The 25,433-nt window shown below is 55.5% G+C and carries 15 protein-coding genes and 2 pseudogenes; 11 read left to right on the top strand and 6 right to left on the bottom strand.

Annotation, left to right across the window (positions count from 1 at the left end):
• Nucleotides 1-2 precede the first annotated feature (2 nt).
• The 3 genes from M8T91_RS08640 to M8T91_RS08650 form a co-directional block, all read right to left on the bottom strand.
• Complete coding sequence (locus M8T91_RS08640; protein WP_301418768.1) at nt 3-503, bottom strand: hypothetical protein; 501 nt, start codon at nt 501-503, stop codon at nt 3-5.
• A gap of 204 nt (nt 504-707) precedes the next feature.
• A complete protein-coding gene (locus tag M8T91_RS08645; RefSeq protein WP_301418770.1) occupies nt 708-1,448 on the bottom strand; it encodes a hypothetical protein in 741 nt (246 codons plus the stop codon).
• A 539-nt stretch (nt 1,449-1,987) separates the two neighbouring features.
• On the bottom strand, nt 1,988-3,991 hold the full coding sequence (locus M8T91_RS08650) for a multicopper oxidase family protein (RefSeq protein WP_301418772.1): 2,004 nt from the start codon (nt 3,989-3,991) through the stop codon (nt 1,988-1,990).
• A 932-nt stretch (nt 3,992-4,923) separates the two neighbouring features.
• On the opposite strand from M8T91_RS08650, the gene M8T91_RS08655 reads away from it, so the two are divergent.
• The 9 genes and pseudogenes from M8T91_RS08655 (at nt 4,924) to M8T91_RS08690 (ending at nt 16,282) form a co-directional block, all read left to right on the top strand.
• Nucleotides 4,924-6,129, top strand: coding sequence for a Gfo/Idh/MocA family protein (locus M8T91_RS08655; protein ID WP_301418774.1), 1,206 nt, complete (start codon nt 4,924-4,926; stop codon nt 6,127-6,129).
• A gap of 21 nt (nt 6,130-6,150) precedes the next feature.
• On the top strand, nt 6,151-7,212 hold the full coding sequence (locus tag M8T91_RS08660) for a sugar phosphate isomerase/epimerase family protein (protein WP_301418776.1): 1,062 nt from the start codon (nt 6,151-6,153) through the stop codon (nt 7,210-7,212).
• Between the two features lie 68 nt (nt 7,213-7,280).
• The gene (locus M8T91_RS08665) at nt 7,281-8,624 is read left to right on the top strand and encodes an MFS transporter (protein WP_301418778.1); all 1,344 of its coding nucleotides are present in this window, start codon (nt 7,281-7,283) and stop codon (nt 8,622-8,624) included.
• A 47-nt stretch (nt 8,625-8,671) separates the two neighbouring features.
• On the top strand, nt 8,672-9,682 hold the full coding sequence (locus M8T91_RS08670) for a LacI family DNA-binding transcriptional regulator (RefSeq protein ID WP_301418780.1): 1,011 nt from the start codon (nt 8,672-8,674) through the stop codon (nt 9,680-9,682).
• 68 nt (nt 9,683-9,750) lie between these two features.
• On the top strand, nt 9,751-10,461 hold the full coding sequence (locus tag M8T91_RS08675; protein WP_301418782.1) for a 3-keto-disaccharide hydrolase: 711 nt from the start codon (nt 9,751-9,753) through the stop codon (nt 10,459-10,461).
• A 1,088-nt stretch (nt 10,462-11,549) separates the two neighbouring features.
• Nucleotides 11,550-11,774: pseudogene (locus M8T91_RS19010) on the top strand (GMC family oxidoreductase); the annotation flags it as partial.
• Between the two features lie 504 nt (nt 11,775-12,278).
• A pseudogene (locus M8T91_RS19015) lies at nt 12,279-12,635 on the top strand (GMC oxidoreductase); the annotation flags it as partial.
• 1 nt (nt 12,636) lies between these two features.
• On the top strand, nt 12,637-13,332 hold the full coding sequence (locus M8T91_RS08685) for a gluconate 2-dehydrogenase subunit 3 family protein (RefSeq protein WP_301418784.1): 696 nt from the start codon (nt 12,637-12,639) through the stop codon (nt 13,330-13,332).
• A 169-nt stretch (nt 13,333-13,501) separates the two neighbouring features.
• On the top strand, nt 13,502-16,282 hold the full coding sequence (locus M8T91_RS08690) for a TonB-dependent receptor (protein WP_301418785.1): 2,781 nt from the start codon (nt 13,502-13,504) through the stop codon (nt 16,280-16,282).
• A 161-nt stretch (nt 16,283-16,443) separates the two neighbouring features.
• Here M8T91_RS08690 and M8T91_RS08695 read toward each other — a convergent pair whose 3' ends face one another.
• Complete coding sequence (locus M8T91_RS08695) at nt 16,444-17,916, bottom strand: aminoacyl-histidine dipeptidase (RefSeq protein WP_301418787.1); 1,473 nt, start codon at nt 17,914-17,916, stop codon at nt 16,444-16,446.
• A gap of 241 nt (nt 17,917-18,157) precedes the next feature.
• Nucleotides 18,158-20,125, bottom strand: a complete 1,968-nt coding sequence (locus M8T91_RS08700) for a VacB/RNase II family 3'-5' exoribonuclease (RefSeq protein ID WP_301418788.1) — start codon at nt 20,123-20,125, stop codon at nt 18,158-18,160.
• 336 nt (nt 20,126-20,461) lie between these two features.
• Between M8T91_RS08700 and M8T91_RS08705 the strand changes: the two genes are divergently transcribed.
• Both M8T91_RS08705 and M8T91_RS08710 read left to right on the top strand, forming a co-directional pair.
• Nucleotides 20,462-21,547 (top strand): Glu/Leu/Phe/Val dehydrogenase dimerization domain-containing protein, encoded by a 1,086-nt coding sequence (locus tag M8T91_RS08705; RefSeq protein WP_301418789.1) that lies wholly within the window; start codon nt 20,462-20,464, stop codon nt 21,545-21,547.
• Between the two features lie 285 nt (nt 21,548-21,832).
• On the top strand, nt 21,833-24,649 hold the full coding sequence (locus M8T91_RS08710; protein WP_301418790.1) for a M16 family metallopeptidase: 2,817 nt from the start codon (nt 21,833-21,835) through the stop codon (nt 24,647-24,649).
• A gap of 113 nt (nt 24,650-24,762) precedes the next feature.
• On the opposite strand, the gene M8T91_RS08715 is transcribed toward M8T91_RS08710, so the two are convergent.
• Nucleotides 24,763-25,374, bottom strand: coding sequence for a glutathione S-transferase family protein (locus M8T91_RS08715; protein ID WP_301418791.1), 612 nt, complete (start codon nt 25,372-25,374; stop codon nt 24,763-24,765).
• Nucleotides 25,375-25,433 lie beyond the last annotated feature (59 nt).

Genomic DNA, 25,433 nt, shown 5'->3' on the forward strand with positions numbered 1-25,433 from the left:
CCTCAGCGATGTAAAAACGATTCGTAGGTGAGTGCCTGGTCCATGGAGATCAACACCTCATTCTTAAACAGTGCAACCGCACCGGCGTGCAGCCCCTTGTCTTCGTCCTCCTCGCGCATTCTACTCAGGCTGGTTGAAATCCTCTGCAGACAAGTGACACTGGGCGGCTGTTCCTCAAAGAGGATATTCGCCTGTGTTGCATCCAGATAGTGATTAATCTTTTTTAGGGTATCCCGATTGGGGACAGGGCGGGTGTTTGACTGCATGGCCAGTGCTTCAATCCTGCCAATCAGTGCATGATAGTTCCCATTTCTCTCTGTATAGGTGTTCTTATTGGTGCCATGGGCCACTGAAGAGAAAAACTGCATCAACTCGACATTGACTTCGGTGAGATCAGAATAGAGTTCAGCATCGTATCTGGGTGCCAGCTGTGTGCAACTACTGACCAGGAGCGTCAGAAGAAAGAGCAGTGCCAGCACTATCTTGGGATGATTGGAATACATGGATACTTCCTTTGACTAAAGTGTATTTTTGGTATTTTCTGAGGTGATCCGTTACCCGCAGATACCCCGAAGCAGGAATAATACCGCGAACTGCGGGAAGAGATGTGCAATCAATAAAAAATAGATAGCTGGGGTTATGGGTGTTTTTCTCTGTGGGCCCGAAGTGGAGCCCTTAGAGGGCGGGCTCCACCACAGGAGGATAGGTTAGGGGTGGGTGAACTGAAGCCGGACCTTTTGCAGCCTCAAAAGATTGGTTGCGGCATCAAAGCGGATACGTGCCAGGTAATAACAGCTTTGGGTGTCGATTGGCCGTGCTGCCGTGCTGATTGCTGCGGACCCATTGGGGTTGTCAAGGCTTGTATCGGTGGCGACTGTTGTGAACGTGATGGCTCCGCCGGCGAAGTCAGGCTGACATATTTCGAAAAGAAATACCGCCATCATCGAATTGGGGTCATTGTCGGACCACCACCACCTGAGAAACTGTAATACGCCGCCGTTAGGCAGATCCTCAACTTGCGCGTCGGCGAAGCGCTCTGTACCGAGACGGCTGAGCTCAACCCCGTTTCCAGCCGAGTAGAGCCATTGCGAACCGGTAGTATCGACCCGGCCGATGAACTCCTTCGGTGAAACCGGTGAATAATCTGTGCTTCCAGATGGAAACAGCATGGCCTGGATATCGGGGTCAACAGCTGGTGATGGACCTGAATCCAAACTGTCCCTCAGTGCAATGCCTGGCGCCATGTAGACGTTGTCTGCATCCCGCGCAAACCCCATTGCTTCGAGTGTAGCTGGGTCAGTCACGAGAATGTCATCGCTGGCAAGTGCTGCTTGAGCAGTGGTGGTGAGGCAGAAGCTTATTGCAAGGGCACAGCCAAGCCACGGGGTTTTAAGGTGTTTTAGCATCTTGTAATCTTCCCTGATGTTAAAAAAATTGATCCCCAACATTCCCTTTGGATATCTGTGCAGGTATGACTGAAATGATCCTGGTGATGTCAGGGGTTTTACACAATGATGACAATGATCGATCAGAGACAGGCAAATTGATTATCACCGATACCCGTCAAAGATGGTGAGAGTTCCTAACCTGCACGGGCTTGAATGCCTCCCCAAAGATTTGGTACATTTTTTTTCTGTGGGGTGTCCTGTGCAGGATTCTTTTGCCTGAAACCGGCCGATACCTACCACAGCACCACAATAGCATAGGTCCCCCTCCTTACCAATTTTTCAGCTGGATATTTCGCCTTTGTTCAATGTTGTACGGGTGTCTTTATAGTAGCTAAGGGTTTGCCTATGGACTCGAGAAAACACTCTGGTGCTGATCGCAATGATCCCTGGCGGGAATCACAATGTTCTTTATTGTCATTGCAGTAACTTATCGCTATCACATGCATGTTTCATGATTCCAGGGGCAGAATCGACAATAGGGTTTGGGGATTTTTTTAAGAGGCTCGATCGAGTAACAGCGGTCATGTGAGCGCCTGGCACTAGGGCATTTTCGACGACGCTGATGCCCGCACCTCGAAGGGGCGCATCATATCGTAGTCCTCGTGGGAGAGCAGGTGGCAGTGCCAGACATAGATGCCCTCTCGATCAAAGTGGGCGATGACCCGGGTGACCTGGCCCGGTAGGGCTATAACCGTGTCCTTGGGGCCGCGCTCCTCGGCCCGCGGCGGAAGTAGTTCCCCGGTAAGCGCCTCGATTTTCAGCCGAGCACCCTGGAAAGACTTGTCGGTATGCAAGAATGGCTGGGACTTTGGAATCAGCTTGCCCTTGAAGGGTTGGCGATCGAGCACCTGAAACTCGACCAGGTGAATATGGATGGGGTGTGCAGACCTGGTGGGATTGTAGATTTCCCAAATTTCAACTGCGTTGTGCGCAACAATCTCCGTCGCAGGGTCTCCGAAGAACAGAGAACCGTCGCGCAGGGTGCCGAGCAGCAGGAGGTTGCGACCGTAGGGGTCATCCAGGCGGAAAGTGGCCAGCTGCCGCGAGCGGCTTGCCTGGGCTTCGGTCAATCTGTGGAGCGGCGGACGCAGGGGGGTGTCGGCCTTGAGCTTAAGGTCCCCCACCAATGCCCGTGGCTCATCCCTGGCATTGGTGGCAGATCCAGTGGTCGGCATGACTTCAAATTGCAGCACCTGGCCGCTTGTCTGCGGATCGGTTGGCGGGGTGGTGCCGCCGCGACCGTCGCTCAACACACGGTTACCGCCACGGTTATACACCAGTGCGAGGGAGTGTTCGGGGTCCTGCGCCTCGACAAATCCTTTGAAGGGGACGTCGGGCCCGAAGTTGCGCATTATAAGCTTGCGACCCGAATACTGGCTGAAGTCCAAAAGCACATCCGCGCGCTCCGCGGGGGCCAACACCAGTTCAGACAGCCGGACAGGGCGGTCGAGAAATCCACCGTCGCTGCCGATCTGTAGAAACGGGATATCGCCGTCGATTTTGAGTACAAGCGTGCGCGTATCGGCAGCGTTTAACAGGCGCAGCCGATAGACGTGCGGGGAGACGCTGACCTTTGGCCAGACCATGCCGTTGACAACCATTACATTGCCGAAAAACTCATCCAGGTGTGAGGGGTCTGGCCAGTTGTCCTCCACGGCCCGGTGTAGAACCGGTGACGAAGGCTGGCCACGCCGCCCCGGAAAATAGAGTTGTCCCTCTTGGGTAAATAGGCGGTCTGCGATCGCGACAGCAATTGTGCGATGCTCGCCGGGCAACAATTTCTCGCGGATCAGCCGGTCCTCATTTTTATCGCCGATAAGATAAAAACCGAAAAGCCCGGCATAGTTGCTAAGGCGGGTCATACCCAGCGTGTGGTCGTGGTACCAAATCGTCGCGGCATCCTGGGAATTATCATAGTGATAGGTTTTTTTCTTGAACAATGGACCCGTTTCTATATATCCCCGGGTGTACCATGCGAGTGGATTTCCGTCACTTTCCCACTCGCTGTGGCCACCATGCAGGTGGATCACAATGGGCACCGCATCCGGATCCTTGGTACTGGCGAGATGAATGGAGCGGTCGACGGGAAAAAGGTGGGGGCCCGACAGTTCATTGAGCCACTGCACCGCAATTGGCCGGTCCGTGCGTGCCCGAAAGGTGGGGCCGGGGGAGTGGAGTTGTCCGGCGTACTCAAAGCCCCACACGGTTGTCATCAGACGCTCGCCGTCTCTATCGCGCAGGCCCATCCAAACGGGTCCGGAGCGGACGGACAGCTCGACCGGAGCAGAGCCTTCGTGCCGGATCTCGATGGGGCGCGGGAGCTCGTGGATGAATTTCTCGATCCCCATTGGATCGAGTAAAATCACCGGGCTTGAACCATTGACAGGCGGTGTTTCCTCCCCGAGAGCAGGTGTTGTTGAGAGTGAGGCAAGGAGGCCGCAGCATAGCAATACCCACCGCAACTCTGCCGCCCAGTCCGCATGGCCTGCCTTCTTGCTGGGATCAGAGGCTTGCCTATTGGGGCAGTGTTGTGCCTCGGGCAACCTGTCTCTCGGAGGTTTTCTGGCGGGTAGCTCTTTAAGCCAACCCCTCTGTGTGGCGGGCGCGAAGAGGACTGTTACCATATGCGTTGATCCTGAATGAAGCCGTTTTTGTCTGTTGGGGCTTTATATCGGGTCGTCATGTCACAGGTATCAAGGTGTGCAACCCAGTTTGCATTGTAGTCGCCAATCGCTGCGCTGAAGTGTGTCTGGCACATTGTCCGGGGTTTGAAAGGTCAAACCAAAGGACATGCTTAGAACAACAACCGGTGTCAGCGATGGCATTTTTCTCCCGGCCCGCTGGGCACTCTGTATAAAAACCTGTTTAAAACACGGAATCACCCCGAATATCCCGGCTGTTTTGTGGGCTCGTGCCACTTCGACAGACTGGCTTTTCGATGATGTGGTTTTGCAAACAGGCATACTTCAGAAGCGCTAAGAGAAATATTGGTGGTTAAATTGATGCACTGAGGCCAACAGAGACCTCTACTTTTAAAACACCATTGTTAACTATTACCGTGGGCTTACGGCCAGAATTCGACGCTGCCTGATGAAACCTGGCGATATCAGTCCTGTCAGGGAGCTTCCACCCTGGCGTATTGGCAGTGCGAACGGCTTTTTGCACCGCGGCGAGTGATATCCAAGGCTTGCCTCGTACCTGTAGTACCCGCACAGGCAGGCTACCGGGTTGCAGATCCCTGGTTCCTTAACGCTTGTTCACCAGCCGGCGAGCCGGTGGGTGCTATTTCAACCACAAAAGAAGAAAAATGCGTCAATATGCTCAGTGAGTATTGCATTTTTATCAAAGTAGCGTATTGTTCATCCTAAATGTAACCGGTTACATTTATAGTGACTGCGGTAAGCCCGCAACAGCAATAACAAAATATACAAAGGTGCAGGCCGCACAGAAGCGGTGTTTCGCCACGGGCAGATGTATGGACAGAAAAGTAAGAATGGGGATGGTTGGCGGTGGTGAAGGGGGCTTTATCGGCCCGATTCACCGTATGGCCGCTGCGCTCGATGGCGAGGTTGAACTGGTAGCCGGCTGCTTCAGCAGAGACCCCGGGCGGGCTCGTAGCAGCGGTGAAAAGTTCGGGCTGCCGGCAGACCGGGTCTACTCGGATTACCAGCAGATGATCCGCACAGAGTCTGCACGCAGTAACGGCGGGCGCATGGAATTTGTCGCTGTGGTCACGCCCAATCACTGGCACCTGCCGGTGTCTGTTGCCGCTCTTGAAGCGGGCTTTCATGTACTTTCCGATAAGCCGGCTGCCTGCACACTGGAAGAAGTGCTCGAACTCAAAAAAGTGGTTGAGGCATCCGGGTGCCTGTATGGGCTGACCCACACTTACGCCGCCTATCCCCTGGTGATGCAGGCGCGGGAGATGGTGCAGTCCAATATGCTGGGGCCTGTCCGCCGCGTCGGTGTTACCTACGCTCAGGGCTGGCTGGCACAACCGGGTGATACGCACGGCAGTAAGCAGGCGAACTGGCGCACCGATCCCCGATGTTCCGGGGAGAGCGGTTGTTTTGCCGATATCGGCACCCATGCCCACCACCTGGTTGAATACATAACCGGCCAGTGGATAACTGCGGTCTGTGCGGATCTGCAAACGGCAGTTGCCGGCCGGCACCTGGATGATGATGGTGCGGCGCTGTTCAAACTGGAGAATGGTGCCCGCGGCACCCTGACAGCAAGCCAGGTGTGTGGGGGCGAGGGCAACAATCTGAATATCAGTGTCCACTGTGAACTGGGCTCTCTTTTCTGGGAGCAGGAAACCCCGGACCGGTTGCAGGTAAAGCGCCGCGGGCAGGCTGACGCAGTGTATCGGGCTGGCGTCGATAGTGCCTACCTGGCTGAAAAGGTCCGCGCACGGCTGAGAACGCCAAGGGGGCATCCGGAGGGCTACATCGAAGCCTTCGCCAATCTTTACCGGGACTTTGCCGCAATGGTTCGGTGCAAGCGGGATGGCCGCTGCATAGAGAATGTGCATGCCGTGGGAGATATTGCAGCGGGTGTGCGCGGCATGGCGTTTGTGCGCGGTGCTATTGAAAGCAGTGGCCAATCCGCCTGGGTGCCCCTAACACCCTACTGGAACCAGGGGGGCAGCATGCTATCGGTAACCGTTGCCAAATGCTAGAGCAGTAAAAGGATCAAATCAATGAAGGCACCGAGTATCCAGGGGCCGGGCATATTTCTCGCCCAGTTCCTGCCCACAGACGGCGCACCGGTTTCACTTGCATCAATGGCGGCCTGGGCGGCAGACCTGGGTTATAAAGGTATACAGATTCCCACTTGGGATAAGCGTATTTTCGAGTTGGAGTTGGCCGCCAGCAGTCAAGCCTACTGCGACGATATTCTGGGGGTCTGCCATGGTGCGGGCGTGGAGATTACCGAACTCTCCACCCACTTGCAGGGGCAACTGGTAGCGGCACACCCGGCCTATAGCGACATGCTGGACATTTTTGCCCCCGCCGGGGTCCGCGGTAATCTGCAGGACCGTGCACAGTGGGCGCATTCGCAGCTGGTGAGCGCCGCGCAAGCCAGTGCGAACCTGAAGCTCAAATCCCATGCGACTTTTTCCGGAGCACTGCTCTGGCACACTGTCTACCCCTGGCCCCAGCGCCCCGCGATGCTGGTGGAGGAGGGCTTTCGCGAGCTGGCCCGCCTGTGGAGACCGATACTGGAGGCTTTTGATCGCGCCGGAGTCGATGTTTGTTATGAACTGCATCCCGGCGAAGACTTGCACGATGGGCTGACATTTGAGCGTTTTCTGGAGGCAGTTGACCACCACCCCAGGGCCAACATTCTCTACGACCCCAGCCACCTGCTGTTGCAGCAGATGGATTACCTCGCCTTTATCGACTTCTACCACGAGCGCATTAAGGCTTTCCATGTAAAGGATGCGGAATTCCGCCCCAGTGGCAGGGCTGGCGTCTATGGTGGTTACGCCTCCTGGATAGAACGTCCCGGCCGCTTTCGCTCCCTCGGCGATGGCCAAGTGGATTTTCGTGGAATCTTCAGCAAGTTGACCCAGTACGGGTTTGACCGGTGGGCGGTTTTGGAGTGGGAGTGCTGTATCAAGGATCAACAGCAAGGGGCCCGCGAAGGTGCACCTTTTATCCGCGATCATCTGATTACCTTAGCAGACAGCGCCTTTGACGATTTCGCCGGAGCAGAATTCGACAGTGCGCGCAATCGCAGGATACTCGGCCTTCAGTAGGGACTTCCCACTGCCGCGAATCATGCATTGTACAGTTTATAAAAATAACGGGCACGGAGACTGGATCAATGAACCCACCGTCACCACCACTGAGCAGAAACCTTTTTCTGGTAGGCAACCTTTCTATTTTTATGATTGGGCTGGGGTTCGCCGTCAGGGCGTCCATTGCGGGGGACCTGCAATCGGATATTTACGACCAGATTGATCTCGCCAACTCCACCACCATGGTAGGTGAGGCCCTCGGCTTCACTTTCACCGGCTTTGCCCTCACGCTGTTGTTTGGCAGTGCCCTGGTGGACCTTGTGGGTATCAAGCGGATGTTGCTGCTCTCCGCAACGGGCTATGTGCTCGGCAGTCTGCTGATTATTATTGCCTCCCTGACACCTCCCATCGCCGGTGTGGAAAATCTGGTGCTGGCGGGCTTGCTGTTGACCGGGCTCGGTTGGGGGGCAGTGGAAGCGGCCAGCAATCCAATGGTCGCCGCCATTGACCCGGACAACAAAACCCACCGTTTGAATGTCCTGCATGCCTGGTGGCCGGCGGGCATCGTGGTGGGCGGTCTGGTGGGGCTGGTAATCTCGGCACTGGAATTGCCCTGGCAGCTGAACCTGGCGGTACTGGCACTGCCAGCGCTGGCCATGGCCTGGCTGGTGGTGACAACGGATTTCCCGGTTACGGAGCGGGTGTCCTCCGGGGTCAGCTATGAGGAGATGTTCAAGGAGGTCTTCAAGCAGCCCATGTTTATTCTGCTGTGGCTATGTATGTGGCTGACAGCGGCAACAGAGCTGGCGCCCGGTCAGTGGGTGGATCTGACCCTCTCGCGGGTTGTGGGAATGAAAGGCATCCTGATCCTGGTGTATGTGAGCATGCTGATGTTTGTGATGCGGCATTTTGCCGGGCATCTGGCGAAGTGGCTTTCCCCCGTAGGGCTGCTCTGGGCAAGCAGCCTGCTTGCGGCGCTGGGGCTGTATAGCCTGAGTCTGGCACGCAGCCCGCTAAGTGCATTTTTGGCGGCCACCGTCTGGGGAATCGGTGTCTGTTATATGTGGCCTACGATGCTGGCCACGGTATCCGAGCGCTTTATGCGCGGCGGTGCGCTGTTTCTCGGGCTGCTGGGCTTTGCCGGCGGTTTGTCCATACAATTTGTATTGCCGCAGTTGGGAGCGATCTTTGACCGCACAAAAATAGAGGCTGCCGGTGGCATGGAGGCTTTCGAGCAGTTACGTGGCGCCGAGCTCGATGCGGTGCTGGTGACTGCCTCGGTGCAATCCTTCCAGTCACTGGCGGTGGTGCCACTGTTTTTGTTACCGATTTTTGGGTTTATCTGGTTCTGGGATCGCAAGTACAGAATCCGCGCTGAGGAGGATGCGGCCGGTGATTCGGCGACCCCTCCGGCGGGGGGGCAATCGTAACGCCCGGCCCGGATAAACTGACTTTTACTGAAAATATACAGGTATCTATGTCGAACATTCGCGAAGTTGCCCGGCGTTCCGGGGTATCGGTGGCCACTGTGTCCCGGACATTGAAGGACCCGCAAGTGGTTTCCCCGCAAACCAGGGCACGGGTGCTGAAGGCGGTGGACGAGGCCGGTTACAGGCCCAATCTTCTGGCCAGGAATTTCAGCTCCGGAAAATCGTTTGCGGTGATGGTGCTGGTGCCCAATATTGCCAACCCTTTTTTCTCCAGGGTGATCCGGGGTATTGAAAAGGCCGCCCAGGATCAGGGCTATTCGGTACTGTTGGGTGATACAAAAGGACAGTCGGTCAACGAACAGTTTTATGCGGGTATGGCGTTGACCAACCAGGCCGACGGACTTATCCAACTGGACAGCAGTTATCCATTTGCCGATAAGGACGCCACCCTGGCGGCATCTGTGCCCATGGTCAATGCCTGTGAGCGCATCGCCGAGGATGACCGTTACCCGGTGGTTGAGCTGGACAATCACGGCGCAGCACAGGCCATTGCACAACACCTGTTGGCACTGGGGCACAGGCGTATCGGGGTGATTACCGGGCCCGTGGCAAGCCCGATTGTGCGCGACCGATTGGCGGGATTTCGCGAGGCGTTGGAAAAGCGCGGGCTGCAGCTTGGCTCAGAGCGGGTGATAGAAGGGGAATTTACCATGCCATCCGGACAACGGTGCGCCAAGGCGCTGCTCTCAGACACACCAGCACCGACAGCGATTTTTTGCATGAATGATGAAATGGCGATTGGGGCTATTCACCAGGTCAAGAGGATGGGAATGACGGTTCCGGGGGATGTGTCTATTGCCGGATTCGATAACATCGAATTCTCGCAGTTCACCGATCCTCCCCTGACCACCATCGATCAACCTGCGGAGGTATTGGGGCGTTACGCCATGGAAACCCTGCGCCTGATGATTGATGGAAAGCCGTTGAAATCCAGCCGCACCATACTGCCTTTTAATCTGGTGCTGCGGGAAAGCACAGGCCCATATCAGGATGCTTGAGGTCAGTATGGTCCGACTGGTTCCGCGTCGGTGGAGCACAAAATCCCCATAGTGTGGAGAGTATAGCGATGAGAAGATTGATAAAAACCCGTGCCGGTCAGTTGATGATGCTGGTCATCCCACTGCTGATGGCTTCCGTTGGGTGTGAGCGCACAGGAAAGATCGCCGCCGGGCAAGCGGGTGCAGAGTGGCGCGATCTGTTCGACGGCGAGACACTCCGGGGTTGGACCGGGGTCAACGGCACACGGGCCGGTGAGGCATGGCAGGTGATCGATGGCAATCTGGTGCTCACTGCCGGAGGGGCGGGGGACCTGATAACGACAGAGCAGTTCGCCGACTTTGATTTGACGCTGGAGTGGAAAATCTCCCCAGGGGGTAACAGCGGTATTATTTACCGCGTTGCCAGTGGTGATGCACCTGTGTGGATGAGTGGCATGGAGTATCAGATCCTCGACAATAGCGCTTTCCCCAACCTGGAAAAACCCAGCCACAGCGCCGGCGCTGTGTTTGATCTGTATGCGCCGAGTGCTGCAAAAGCGAAACCTGCAGGACAGTACAACAAAACACGCATTCGATTACAGGATGGCCAGGTTGAGCACTGGCTCAACGGCACCAGAATCGTGAGTTACCGGCTCTGGTCAATCGACTGGAAAGCACGCTTCGCCAGAAGCAAGTTTTCCAATTATCCCGAGTTTGCGCGCAGCAAAAAAGGCCATATTGCCCTGCAGGACCACGGTGATAAAGTCTGGTATCGAAAGATCAAAATCCGCCGACTTTGATCCATGGGATTTTTGCCGTGGAGATCCGGCAATTGCCGATCTTCCCATTGTCCGCTGGTGCCACTTGCTGCCCGGTGTTTACTGTCCCGGGGAGGTCCTTGTGAGGCAATGCGCTTTAACTAAATTTTATTTATTACTGATGTAACCGGTTACAATATGAAAAAACAACCAAAATCGTGTTCAATAAATTGTACGACTGCATATCTGCCGCTTTTGTGCTGCCTTCTAGTGACCGAAGGGGAGGCATCGGGCACTGTTTGTTTGAAAAAAATAGATAAAAATTTCTCTAAAGATGTAACCGGTTACAGTTTTTGCACCGCAAACCAAAAAAAAAATTACAAATAAATAAAAAATAATTGATGAATGAGGAGGTTGCTATGCCGAGTGAGGATTTTGAAAAGAAGCAGTACGACGCATTGATTGTGGGCTCCGGGGCGGGAGGGGGCATGGCCGCCTACGTGTTGGCAACCGCCGGGCTCAAGGTGCTGATGCTGGAAGCGGGACGATCCTACGACCCGGTTAAGGAAACCCCCATGTTCAATCTGCCCAAGGATGCACCGCTGCGTGGCGGTGGTACTCCGGATAAGCCTTTCGGGTTTTATGATGCGACCGTGGACGGCGGCTGGACAGTACCCGGTGAGCCCTATACCCAGGCATCCGGAAAACGGGGCAGGCGTTTTGACTGGTGGCGCGCCCGTATGCTGGGAGGGCGTACCAACCACTGGGGGCGCATTTCACTGCGTATGGGCAAGTACGACTTCAAACCCTATTCCCGGGACGGACTCGGCTTTGACTGGCCTATCGGTTATGACGACCTGGCGCCTTACTATGACAAGACCGAGATGCTGATCGGTGTCTACGGTTCCAATGAGGGGTTGGAGAACACCCCGAATTCCCCCGAAGGGATTTTGCTGCCGCCGCCGAAACCCCGAGCCTACGAACTGCTGGCCAAGCAAGCCTGTGACAAGCTGGGCATCCCTGTGATTCCGGCACATCTCGCGATCCTTAGCGAGCAACTTGATCACGAAACTATCCCGCAGAAACTCTTCCCGGACAACAAGCTCGCTCAGGAGGTAACCCGGGCATCCATGCAGTCCCGCGCAGCCTGTTTTTGGGCCACGCCCTGCGGACGCGGCTGTTCGATCAAGGCAAATTTCCAGTCGACCACTGTGCTGCTGCCGCCGGCACTGGCCACTGGAAATCTGGATATGATTACCGATGCCATGGTGCGTGAGGTTACCGTCGATAAGCAAGGCAATGCCAATGGGGTTGTCTATGTCGATAAAAACACCCGCCAGGAAAAGTTCGCCAGTGCCCGTGCCGTTGTGGTTGCGGCCAGTGCCGCCGAGACCTCACGTATTCTCCTCAATTCAAAAAGTACACTGTTCCCCGACGGCCTCGCCAACGGTAGTGGTGTCGTGGGCAAATACCTGATGGATACCGTGGGTGCCGGTGTGGGTGGACAGATTCCCGCATTGGAAAACCTGTCCGCCCATAACGAGGACGGTGCCTCGGCGATGCATATGTATATGCCTTGGTGGCTGTACCGGGAGCAGCTGCGTGGAGACCTGGATTTTGCCCGGGGTTACCACATTGAATTTGGCGGTGGTCGCAGTATGCCGGGTGCCGGCGCTTTCGGCGGCATGGGGGACTTTACTGCCGGCGCTTTTGGCAGGGACTTCAAGCAAGCCTGCCGACGCTACTACGGCTCCTTTGTCTGGTTCGATGGTCGTGGGGAGATGATCCCCAACGATGACAGCTATTGCGAGATTGATACAGACCAGGTGGACCAGTGGGGTATCCCGGTGCTGAAATTCCACTGGCAGTGGAGTGCGCAGGAGCTGAACCAGGCAGCGCACATGCACAAAACCTTTGCTGAAATTATCAAAGGCATGGGAGGCAAGGTGACCTCCACCGTGCATACAGACGGTGCCAAGGCGATTATCAACGGTGGTGCGATCATCCATGAGGTGGGCACCGCGCGCATGGGTTCCAATGCGAGGGACTCTGTGCTCAATCCTTACTGCCAGTCCTGGGAGGTTCCCAACCTCTTTATTACCGACGGCGCCCCCTTTGTTTCCAATGCCGATAAAAATCCAACCCTGACCATTATGGCGCTGGCCTGGCGTACCTGTGACTACATCGTGGACCAGTTCAAGAAGAGGAACATCTGATATGAGCGAGGAAAAAACCAACCTGGGCCGCCGCAAAGCCCTGCGTTTGATTGCGACCACCGCCGCTGCAGTTCCGGTGATTGGCTGTTCGGAGAAGATCGCGAAGGAGAGTGTAGTAAGGGAAGACAGATCAACGGCAAAATCCGTAGAGAAAAAACTCGATGCGCCAAAGCAAACCCTGGCCAGGGGAACCCCTACGGACCCGGATCTGCTCAATCCAAAGGTGCCCTGGGAGATGCAGCTGGATGCGGGCGAGCTGGCGGTACTGGCGGCTTTGTGCGATGTGATTATCCCGGCAGATGCAGTTTCCCCAAGTGCTTCCTCTGTGGGGGCACAGAACTATATCAACGAATATGTCAGTGCGCCTTACGCCAACCACAAAGCGGATCTTGTCACCGTGCGTGGCGGCGTTGTCTGGTTGGATGGAGAGTCCAGGCGCAGGTTCAACGCGCCTTTTATCGAATTGAGTGAACCTCAAAAAACCGCGATCTGTGAAGACATCAAGTGGACCCGCACCGCAAAGCCGGAGTTTTTGGCTGGTGCGCGTTTCTTTGCCAAGGTCAGGGTTCTCACGGCAACCGCTTTCTACACCACTGAGGAAGGTATGGCGGATATCGGTTATGTGGGCAACAGGCCCATGGCCAGCTTCCCCGGAGCACCGCCCGAGGTACTAAAGCAACTCGGCCTGGATAGCTGATGATCCCCTATGGCGTCAACCTGCAGGAAAGTGGGTAGCCATTTAAAAAATCGTAAACCAGGGACAGGTAGACCGGCAACCGGGGCCTATTCCGATAGCTTGGTATCAAGCATGCCGGGTCGAGAGGGTGAGCGGAAGGCCCGCACAATAATAAAAGAGGCATTAAGCAATGAAAGAGAAATCCTTAACAGCAAACCGTCAAGTGAAATTATTGCGTACATCCGCCAGTGTGCTGGTGCTGTGCAGTATTGTCGGTATAACACAGGCGCAGAGCGCGGAGGAGGAAGTAACACAGAGCCCGGCTCTTGAGGAAGTTGTCGTGCTGGGTATTCGCCAGAGCATGGAGAAAAACCTCAATGTGAAGCGATTTTCCAGCGCGGTTGTGGATTCAATTACCGCTGTGGATATCGGCAAATTTCCTGATAAAAACGTGGCGGACGCCCTGCAACGGGTGCCCGGGGTTTCCATCGTGCGCAGTGGCGGTGAGGGCGCGCGGGTCAGTATTCGCGGCACTGCGCCGGAACTTACCTTCACCCAACTCAACGGTAATTATATCGCTACACCGGGTGATGATCCGTCACGCTCTTTTTCCTATACGCTGTTGCCGTCGGCGATGATTTCCCGCGCGGATGTCTACAAAAGTCCCGAGGCAAAACTGGATGAAGGGGGAATCGGAGGTACTGTGGTTTTGCATACCCGCAGGCCCCTGGATCTGGATGCGGGTGAGGGCAGGGTGTCTGTGGAGACCACACATGCGGATGTCACCGGTAAGTACGAACCCCAGTTCACGGGTTTTTACTCCTGGAAAAATGAGGCGGAGACGGTTGGTGTGTTGTTTGGCTATTCCAGGCAGGATCGCCAGAATCGTGTTATCAGCACCTCGGTAGAAAACTGGGGTTGGCAGGGTGATGAAGCACCGCGGGAGGGCACAGAGGCCAGAGGTCCCATGGTGGATATCGACGGTAATGAATACCGGGATTTTTATGCCCCCAGGGCCGTGGTGGGGAGTGTTTTTGAGGAGGATCGCACCCGCGAGGGAATGCAGTTCAGTGCCCAGTGGCGCCCGGTGGAGCAGTTGGAATTCGGTTTCAATTATTTCCGCTTTGAACTGGGGGGCAATTCGGAAAATTATCGCATCGTATTTCCTGAGTGGAACTATGGTAATGCCATTGCCCCTGGCAGCCTCAAATTTGATGAGGATGGCGATACCTTGCTCGGTATCGGCATGCTGGACAGAGGCCAGGCGGAATTGCAGTCACCACAGGTAGCCGGCGACTATACCCGTGCGGAATACACTTCCGATACCCTGGATTTCAACGTCAGTTACCAGGGGGATGGTTATAGCCTGCGTCTGGTTGCAGGGCATACCAGCGCCGAAGGGGGACCCTCTGAGAAGCTGTTTGCGTCGGTGAACGCACGCTATGGTACCGTGACTGATTGGAGCTGGGATCTCAGCAGTGGCACTGCGGAGATTGTTACCAGTGCCGATCTGGGCGACCCCAATACCTATCCCCTGTACGACTGGTTCTCTTCTCACTGGGCCAGTAGTGAGGATCAGGAGCGCTACTACCAGATGGATGTATCCATCGATATGGATTATGGCTGGTTCAGCGCCCTGGATCTGGGACTGAAATACCGCGATCATGAAATTAACCGGCGGATTACCAGGCAGTCCTGGGACGATGACAAGCCGCCTTGCCCGACCATCAATTGGGGTGGTGTCGACGGAGCCTGTTATCCTTGGTGGCCGGATGACTCCTTCCACACGGATCCCAGTGGCGTGCCGGATACCATCGATATTCTTTCGGGTGGTCCGCTCGACAATATTATTGGTGGCGTCAATGTGCCCGGCTTTGCCTACCTTAAGTTTGAAAAGCTGAAGGCCTTTCTCGATGAGACTTACGGCGATCCTACGGTTCTTATTGAGACGAACCAGGTGTATCGCATTGGCGAAGAGGTTACTGCGGCCTATGTACAACAGAATTTCGCCTCGGCCGTTTTGCGCGGTAACTTTGGTATTCGCGCCGTACAGACCCAGCAGTATGCGCGTACTTTTGATAATATTGAGGGGGAGCTACAGGACGAGCCCAATGTTCGCGATAGCAGCAACACCGATATACTGCCGAGTGCCAATATTGCCTGGGATATTTCCGATCAACTGGTCATGCGTGCAGCCCTTGCGCGGGTTATCGCGCGGGTGGACTACTCCGACCTGGGCGGCTCTGAAACGATCCACGCTCCATTACCCGATCCGAATAATCCGGATCTGCCATCGCCGGGTCCGAGGACCGGATATGCCGGTAACGCCGAATTGGAGCCTTACAGTGCGGATCAGCTTGATCTGGGACTGGAGTGGTATTTCGATGATGCCTCGGCAATAGGATTAACTCTGTTTCAGAAGGACATCGCCTCTTTCGTGATCAACGGCAGTTCCATAGTCAGCAGGGAAATTAAAGGTGAAACTGTGGAGGTGGCCATGAATATGCCCCTCAACGGTACCGATGCCACTGCCCGCGGGGCGGAACTGTTTGCGCAGTATGCCTTTGATAACGGCTTTGGGGTGCTTGCCAACTACACCTATACGGATACAGAGTTGGCAGTGATTGATATCGAAGGCATTAAATCCAAAACAGAGATTGCGGGTACCTCCAAAGACCAGTACAACTTGTCGGTGTACTATGAGACCAATGACTTCAGTGTACGGGCCTCCTATAACTATCGCAGCGCCTATGCAGATGGTTTCCATAACGGTATCAATACCTTTACCGATGAGTACGATCAGGTGGATGTGAACGCTTCCTATAGCCTGATGGACTCCCTTGTGCTCTCCGCTTCAATTATCAACCTGACCGAGGAAAAGGTGGACCGTTACTGGGGGGAAAAGAATCGGGTGTATGGTTCCTACTATTCCGGTCGCCGCGCCTACCTGGGTCTGACGTATAGTTTTTGATATCCCGCGCCGTGTGAGCAGATCACTTTGCTCACACGGTCTCGAATTCCTGTTGGGTGGTAAACGGTCCAATGGGAACTTTTGATTGACTGCCGGATAGTTTCTGTGCCGGTTTGGCATTCTTCCCTTGATCGCCCGAGGCTATCTCCACCGCCGGCAGGCTAGTTGCGGCCAGGGACTGCCTGTACCACCTTGATCAAGTAATCCCAGAAATTGGCAACGCTGTGGATATGCACCCGCTCTTCGGGGGAGTGTGCGCGGCGGATGGTGGGGCCGAAGGAAACCATGTCCCAGTTGGGGTAGGGTTTTGCCAAAAGACCGCACTCCAGACCAGCGTGGATCACTTTGACTTCAGGCTCTGCTCCGGTCATCTCTGTATAAACGTCTCTCATCAGTGCCAGTAGGGGTGAACTGGGGTTTGGGGCCCAGCCAGGGTAGGCATTGTCCAGCCTGGTTGTAGCGCCGGCCAGTTCGAAGCAGGCGGCAACGTCCAGACTGTGTTGGTCGCGGGCTGTGTCAGACAGGCTGCGCACCAGGCATTGGATCTGCACCTGTGGTTTGCCGTCCTTCTCAGCCGTGACAACGCGGGCCAGGTTATTGGAAGTGTCGGCAACTCCTGTCAACTTAGTGCTCATGCGCGCCACGCCATTGGGGCAGCAACGAATGGCGCGAATCAGTTTCAGCTGGCTTGCGGCATCCATGGTACTGCCGGGTGCTTCTGTGGGCTCCAGTGTGATTGTGAGGTCCGCTTCGTTGTCAAACTCCTGCGAGAGACGTGCACTTTCGCTGTCGATACTCTGTTGCAGTTTGTCCCGAGTCCCGGCTGGAATCACAAGGGTGCAAAAGGATTCGCGGGGAATGGCGTTGCGCAGGCTGCCGCCATCCAGCGCGGCAATGCGCAGCTCGGGGATTTTGCTCAGAGCCGTGTCAATAATACGGTTGGCAATCTTGTTGGCGTTGCCGCGCCCCTTATCAATGTCCAGGCCCGAGTGCCCGCCGCGCAGGCCGCGCACAGAGAGTGTAAAGACCTGGCTACCCACCGCTATAGGGTCCCGGGAGTAAGGGAGAATGGCATTTACATCCACGCCCCCGGCGCAGCCGATATAGAGTTCCCCTTCATCCTCGGTATCCAGGTTCAGGAGCAGATCCGCCTCGAAGTTGCCCGGCTGCAGGTTTTTGGCACCGGTCATGCCCGCCTCTTCATCAATAGTGAGCAGTGCCTCCAGGGCGGGGTGGGGGATGTCGGTGGACTCCAAAAGGGCGAGGATGGCGGCGACGCCTATGCCATTGTCGGCACCGAGAGTAGTGCCTTTGGCGGTGACCCAATCGCCATCCACGTAGGGTCTGATGGGGTCGGTAAGGAAATTGTGTACTGTGCTGGCATTTTTCTGCGGCACCATATCCAAATGGCTCTGCAGGGCCAGGGTCTGGCGATCTTCCATACCCGGTGTCGCGGGCTTCTTGATAATCACATTGCCGGCTGTATCCAACTGCGCCTTCAGATTGCGGGCTCTGGCAAAACTGAGGGCGTACTCCACTACCCGCTCTTCATGTTTGGAAGGGCGGGGAATCTCACACAGTGCGGCGAAGTGTTTCCACAGAGGGGTGGGGGTCAGTGCAACAATAGGATTCATGGGTGACCTCGATCGTTTTGATAGATTGCCTGTTCCAGCCAGTGCTGTGGCGATGTTATTGCAGTTTGCAAATCAGCGGGTAGTGTAAATGACGATAAGTGGCTATCCAGAAACACCGGCGCAATGGTACTGACTTGCCGAAATGTCAACGGCCTGTGCCAAGAGAGTAACCCGTATCAGGCTCATCACAGCAGGGGAGAGCCCGACAGTGACCGGGCTCTCCAGGGCGGCTTTGCCCTGGTTATTTTTTTGCGGCGCTGTTGGCTTGCACATTCTCCAGAACCAGTTCGAAAGCAATGCGGCGCTTGTCCACATTCACAGAGGACACCTTGACCACAACCGCTTGTTCCAGTTGGAAACTTTGCTCATTGTGCGTGAGGGTTAGATGCTTGCCGTCGAAAGTCGGAAGGTTCTTTTTGTCCCCATTCATGCGCACAAATCCATCGATGCCAAATTGATCAATGCGTACCCCGAGGCCGGCGCCAGTCACCAGAGTGATTTTGCCGGCGTAGGTGTTACCGATTTTATCCTGCATAAACTGGGCATACAGCCACTGCTCCAGGGCGCGCCTGGCCTGGCGGCCGCGAACTAGGCTGTTCTGCAGAGCCTCAATATGCACGTCGTTGAGGTCTGGGGTGTTACCCTGTTGAATAGCCGCATGCAGTACGCGGTGATTATACAGATCGTTGTACTTGCGAATGGGGGAGGTTACTGTGGCATAGGCGGGGAGTCCTAAACCCAGGTGTGCGCCGACCTTGTTATCGAGCAGGCCGGGGCGCAGCATGCGCTTCAGCACGGCCAGGAGGTTCAGCAATTGCGAATCATCCTGACTTTCCAGGTGCTTCACCAAAGCCAGGTAGTGCTCCAGTTGGCCCAGGTCTTTCTCGGCATATTCTGGCAAAAGGGCTTTGAGGAGACTTTTTACCTCCCCCATACGTTCTTTGCGGAAACCCAGGTGCACAGAAAAGCAGCCCTGCTGTCGTTCCGCTAGTTTGGCGCCGATACTGATATTGGTGGCGAGCATGGCCTCTTCGACTATGCGCTGGGCAATATTGCGCTCCTGCCTTTCGATACGCGCAATTTTGCGCTGGCTGTCGAGCCAGATCTCATACTCCGGGCGATCCTCCATGGCCAGAGAATGGGTGGAGCGATAAGTGGCGCGGGCCTTATAGGTTGCGGCCAGATTGCGCAAGCTCTCTCTTTGCGCTTCGGGCACTGCGGTGTCATCACCCTCCAAAAAACCGCTGACTTGTGTATAGCTTAGTTTGTACTGGGAGCGGATCGCGGCAAATTCATAGTGGCTCCCACTGATACTGCCATCACGGTTGATATCAATATGCACAACCAGTACCGGGCGCAGCTCTCCGGGAATCAAGGAGACGAGATCCTCGCACAGATTATGTGGCAACATGGGCAGGGTTTCGCCGGGCAGGTATAGGCTGTGGGCGCGCTTGAAGGCTTCCTTATCCAGCGGGCTGTCTTGGCCGATTACACTACTGGGATCGGCAATAGCGGTATGCAGAGTCCAACCATCCTCCCGAGGGGTAACGGCAAGGGCATCGTCCATATCCTGAGTGCTTTCCGCATCAATGGTGACAAAGCCCAGTTCGGAGAGGTCCGTGCGCTCGGCAATCACAGACGCCAATTGCCCGGCAAGGGTTTCCGACTGTTTCTGTGCCGCGGGGCCGAATTGCTCTGGCAGCTGGTACTGGGCAATTGTGTAGGCGTGCTCAATACCGGGCATCTCGGGTTTGCCGATAACGGACGTCACCCTGGCCTGGGCGCGCCCGTCCTTGAAGGGGTGGCGGTTGACCCTGCAAGCGATAAAGTCTCCGGGTTGGGCTTTGCCGCGGGCCTTGGGGGGGAGAAAGATCCAGCGGGTGAGGGAATGCTGGGTGGGCTGGATAAAGTGTCCCTGGCCACGCTGGATATATTGGCCGACAAGGTAGTCAAGTTCACTCTCAAGCAGGACATCCAGTTCCGCGCTGAGCTTGCCCTTGGGTCCTTCTGTCAGGCTGACACGAACCCGATCACCGGGGAAAACACGTTCCATCTCATTGGGTGGCAGGAAGGCCTCCCGCCCATCCACCAGCACAACAAAACCGAACTTACCGTTGCTGCCGCGTACCTGGCCTTCGGCAAATTCCTTGCTGGAGCGAATATCGGTTTTCAGCTGTGAAAGCTGTTTCAGAGCGTCGGCGTTGAGCATCGAGTATATCCCTGGGGTTCGATTTGGGCGCGGATTCTACCAGACCCAGTTGACGCCGTATAACGGGATCCTGCCCAAGGCGAAAGCCTTGCGTTGGTTGCCAGGGGCGCTGGCTCGCGCAGGAGGTTTTTTGACCACTTGGTCCATTGTGTTCCTTTAAGAAAACCGTCCTAAGTAATAACGATATATATGAAGTTTTCGCTATTGTTTTGCCGTTTTGTGCAAAATATGCAAACTTTATCTGGTGAAGCAGGATATAATCTTACCCCTCAAAAAAATGATAAGGCTGTGGTTGTTCCCCAGCGCTAGAATCGGCCTTCCGGAGAGGAACAGTTAATGAGTGTTTTTTCCCATTCCGCTTATGATAAACACGAACAGGTGGCGTTTTATCAGGATGCCAAGAGCGGTCTCAAGGCAATCATCGCGGTCCACAATACGAATTTAGGGCCTTCACTGGGAGGCTGCCGTATGTGGCCCTATGTGGATGACGGCGAGGCGCTCAATGATGTGCTGCGCCTCTCCCGTGGAATGACCTATAAGTCTGCCATGGCTGGTTTGAGACTCGGGGGTGGAAAATCGGTGATTATCGGCGATCCCCGTCAGGATAAGACGCCCGAGCTACTGCGCGCTATGGGTGAGTTCATCAACACACTCAGCGGGCGTTACATCACCGCGGAGGATTCCGGCACCAGCGTTGCCGATATGCGGGTTATCGGCGAGACCACAGAGTATGTATCCGGTCTGTTCGCGGGCTCGGAATACGGTGGTGACCCGTCGCCTTCCACTGCTTATGGCGTATTTGTGGGCCTCAAGGCCGCCGCACAGCACCGCTGGGGAAAAACCGACTTGAACGGTCTCAAAGTTTCTATCCAGGGAATGGGCAATGTGGGGTTCCGCCTGGGCAAGCTGTTGAAAGAGGCCGGCGCGGAACTCTTCGTTACGGATATTTTCCAAGACAATATCGATCGCTCGGTCAAAGAGCTGGGTGCCATTGCCGTAACCGCTGAGGAGATCTTCGATCTGGATGTGGATTTGTTCGCGCCCTGTGCCATGGGAGCCATTCTGGATGATGACACCATCGCCCGCTTGAAAGTGGGAGCTGTCGCCGGTGCCGCCAACAACCAGCTGGCCGAAGAGCGTCACGCCGAGGTGCTGCGTGAGAAAGGCGTTCTCTATGCCCCGGACTATGTGATCAACGCCGGTGGTATTATCGATGTTTATTACCAGCAGCAGGGAGATTACGACGCCACCGAAGTGCGTGCCCATATTGAAGAAATCGGCAATACCATGCAGGAGGTGTTTGAGCGTGCAGATAACACCGGTAAAACCACGGCACACGTGGCTGATCTTATCGCCGAGGAGCGTTTCGGCCACCATTCTTTGCCTAATGCCGAGAACAGATCCGGTACAGTAGCGGCATAATGGGTCTCTACAGTACTCACAGGGGCGTATCCCCGGTAACCGCAGGTCGTCAGACCAAGCCGTTTGGTTTGAACAGTCCGGCGCAACAGAGGAGCCTACGGTTTCTTACCGTGGGCAACTGAGGCTTATCGCTTCTCTCTGTGTTGTAAGTATTTGGGCACTTCCGTGCCCATTTTTTTGTCCAAGCGGGACCCTGGCCGCGCACTGCATCGGCGGAAGGTTTTGTAGACAATGGCGGGGTAAGCAATTGCCCTGGCTCCGCTGTTATTGATTAGGAGTGAAACTATGGGCCTGCGTCCAGTGTTTATCAGTGTCCTTATTGCCACCACCGGTTTCGCCGGTTGTGGCAATTCCACTAACGATAGGTCCCACGCGCTATCCGCGGATGAAACGGCGGCGGCCCGCAGCAAAGCGGCCGCTTTTGGTAATCCGGCCTATGTTCCGGCACCGAAGTTGGACATTCCCTACCATAGGGAAGTGCTGCCCAATGGCCTCACAGTGATCGTACACGAGGACCACAAGGCCCCGGTCGTTTCCACCAATATCTGGTACAAGGTGGGCTCCAAGGATGAGCCGGAGGGGAAAACCGGGTTTGCCCATCTGTTTGAGCACCTGATGTTTAACGGCAGCGAAAATCATCCGGGCGAATATTTTGAACCCTTCCAGCGCTCCGGTGCCACGGATATGAATGGCACCACCAACAATGATCGCACCAATTATTTCGCCACGGTTCCCAAAGGTGCTCTGGATATGGCACTGTGGATGGAGTCGGACAGGATGGGCCACTTCAAGGGTGCAATCACCCAGGATGTGTTGGATGAACAGCGCGGTGTGGTAAAAAACGAGAAACGTCAGGGCGAAAATGCCCCCTATGGTAAAGCCTTTGATATCATTGCCAAGAGCACCTTTCCCGCTAACCATCCCTACTCATGGACACCCATCGGCTCTATGGCAGATCTAGACAATGCCAGCCTGGATGACGTGAAAAAGTGGTTTGCGGATCATTATCAACCGGCAAATGCAACCCTGGTGATTGCCGGCGATATTACTGTTGATGAAGCCATGGCCAAGGTGCGCAAGTATTTTGGCGATATACCCAGCACAGGGGTGCAGCCGCGTGTCAAGCGCTGGGAATTACCGGCTCAGGTCAATAAGCGTGAAGTGGTCTACGACCAGGTACCACAAACCCGTATTTACAAGGTCTGGAATGTACCGGCGGTTGGCAGTGAGGAGGAGCACGCGCTCGAATTGATGACGTCACTGCTGGCAAACCGGAAGAACTCTCTGCTGTATCGCCGCCTGGTGCGGGATGAGAAAGTCGCCACGAGTGTGAGCGCCTTCTACTACGGGCGTCAGCTGGCTGGGCAACTTTTTATCATTGTGGATGTAAAGCCCGGGCAGCCGGTCGATAAAGTCGAAAGGCTGTTGAACAGGGAATTGCGTGCGTTTGCAAAAAATGGTGTGAGTACAGAGGACCTGCGCCGGGTCAAGCAAGGGGAGTTTGCCGGCCTTGTAAAGGGTCTGGAAAAAACCGGTGGCTTTGGTGGCAAGAGCGACATCCTGGCCCGTGCGGAATTTTACTATGACGATCCTGGTGCCCTGCTAAAAGGAATCGAGGAATACGCCCAGGTTTCTGCACCCGAAGTACAGGATGTAGCGCAGCAGTGGTTGAAGGCAGATGCCTACACCCTGATTATCGAGCCACAAAAACAGTACACCGCCGACAGTGAGGGTGCGGATCGCAGCCAGTTACCTGAGGTGGATAAAACTGTCGAACTGGAGTTGCCACAACAGCAGGCGTTCACCCTCAAAAACGGGCTGAAGGTAGTCCTGGCCGAGCGCCATGATACGCCGGTAGTGTTGATGAATCTGCAGTTTCGCAGTGGTGCGGCGGTGGACAACAGCAAGCCCGGACTGGCCTCTGTAGCTGCGCAAATGCTCAGCGAGGGCGCCGGTGATCTGGACAGCCTGGCTTTCAGTGCTCGGGCGGAAGAGTTGGGCGTGAGTATCGGCGGGGGCAGCGGGCTGGATTACAACACGATCAGCATGAGTGCTCTCAAGTCGCAGCTGGCCCCGTCTCTGGAGCTTTTTGCGCAAGTGGTGACCGAGCCGCAGTTTCCGGCATCGGATCTCGAGCGGGTCAAGTCCAATCGCCTGGACAGGATCGCGCAGGAAAAGGCCCAGCCGCGGGGGCTGGCACTGCGGGAGCTGCCACCACTATTGTTCGGCGCCAGTCACCCCTACGGTTCCCCTTTGACCGGTTCCGGTACCCCGGAGGGGATCCAATCCATTACCCGTAAAGATCTGGTGCAGTTCCAGAAAACCTGGGTCAGGCCCGATAATGCCACCCTGACGATTGTCGGTGATGTGACAGAAAAGGAGATAGAGCCCCTGCTGAATGATGCTCTGGGCGACTGGAAAGCACCCGAAGCAGAATTGCCAAATGTGGCATTGGCAAAAGTGGCACGTCCTGACAAAGCGCGTGTGTATTTGCTGGATCGCCCCGGCGCGCAGCAGAGTTACATCATGGCGGGTCTGGTCATGCCCCCCTGGCAGCCTCAGGGCGCTGAGGCTTTCGATGCGATGGCCAATACTATCGCGGGAAAATTTACTTCCCGGGTGAATATGAACCTGCGTGAGGACAAACACTGGTCATACGGTGCCCGTGCAGTGTCTCTGGATACGGAAGGCCAGCGTCCATACATTTTGTTCGCACCTGTGCAAACTGACAAGACGGCACCCGCGATCCGGGAGATTGTGAAAGAGTACCGGGACTACCTGGATAAACGCCCGATCACGGAGAGGGAATTGGAGGATTATCGCAACGATGAGGTGCTCAAGCAGAGCGCTCGTTTCCAGACCAAGGGGCAGTTGCTTTCCAGCATCAACTGGCAGGTAGAAAAGGGCCTGCCGGAAGACTACATTGCCGAGTATCCGCAGCGGGTTGTCGCGCTCACCCAAGCACAGGTGGCGGCTGCCGCAAAGGAGTTCCTCGCTCCCGGGCAGTTTACCTGGGTGATTGTGGGGGATCTCGACAAGATAAAGGGGGAAGTGGAAGCCCTTGACATCGGACCGGTAGAGGTGTTGCCCGCCAGGGATTGACATTCCAGATGAATAATCGCCCCCCCCGGGATGGGTGGGGGCGATGGTCTATTTGAAGGCTGGTGCGTCTTCCGGCTTTCTTCCGTCGGTCGGATTTTAGCGCAAATCCACCGTCAGGCACTGAAGCTGGGGCGCTGTTTGAGCTGCTCACGCCAGCGGATCAGGTGGGGGTGTTTTTCGGCATCAGGGCGCAGGTTTTGCACCTTGCCAAAATCCAGACTGCAGACCATACCAATGTCTGCTACAGAAAAATAATCCCCCGCCAGATATTCGTGATCGGAAAGGTGATCATTCAAGATAGCCATAAATTGCATTGCGCGCTTACCGGCATCCTCTCCAAATGCCGGGTAGACATTCATGCGGTCCTTGAAGAAACCTGAGACATGCTGGAAGCACATTCCGACAGGAAGCATCAGGTTGAAGTCGGCGCGGCGGCTCCACATTTCAACCAGAGCCTTTTCCCTTGCATCCCGCCCAAACAACGGTGGTTCCGGATGCAGCTCTTCAAAATAGCGTTGAATCGCCACTGACTCGGCGATGTGCGTGCCATCCTCCAGCGCCAGTACCGGCACCTTCGCAGTGGCATTCATGCTGCGAAAATCCGGGGTGAGGTTTTCCCCCTTGGCAATATCTACCTGGGCGAAGGTGATATCGATACCTTTTTCCGCCAGGTACATGCGCACACGACGGCAATTGGGTGCGGCAGCAAATTCGTAGATTTTCATTGGCACTTCCTCTTGACTCACAGACTGCGGTAAATTGTACGCGTTCCAATAAGAACGAT

Source organism: Microbulbifer sp. MI-G (assembly GCF_030440425.1).
Taxonomy (GTDB): Bacteria; Pseudomonadota; Gammaproteobacteria; order Pseudomonadales; family Cellvibrionaceae; genus Microbulbifer; species Microbulbifer spongiae.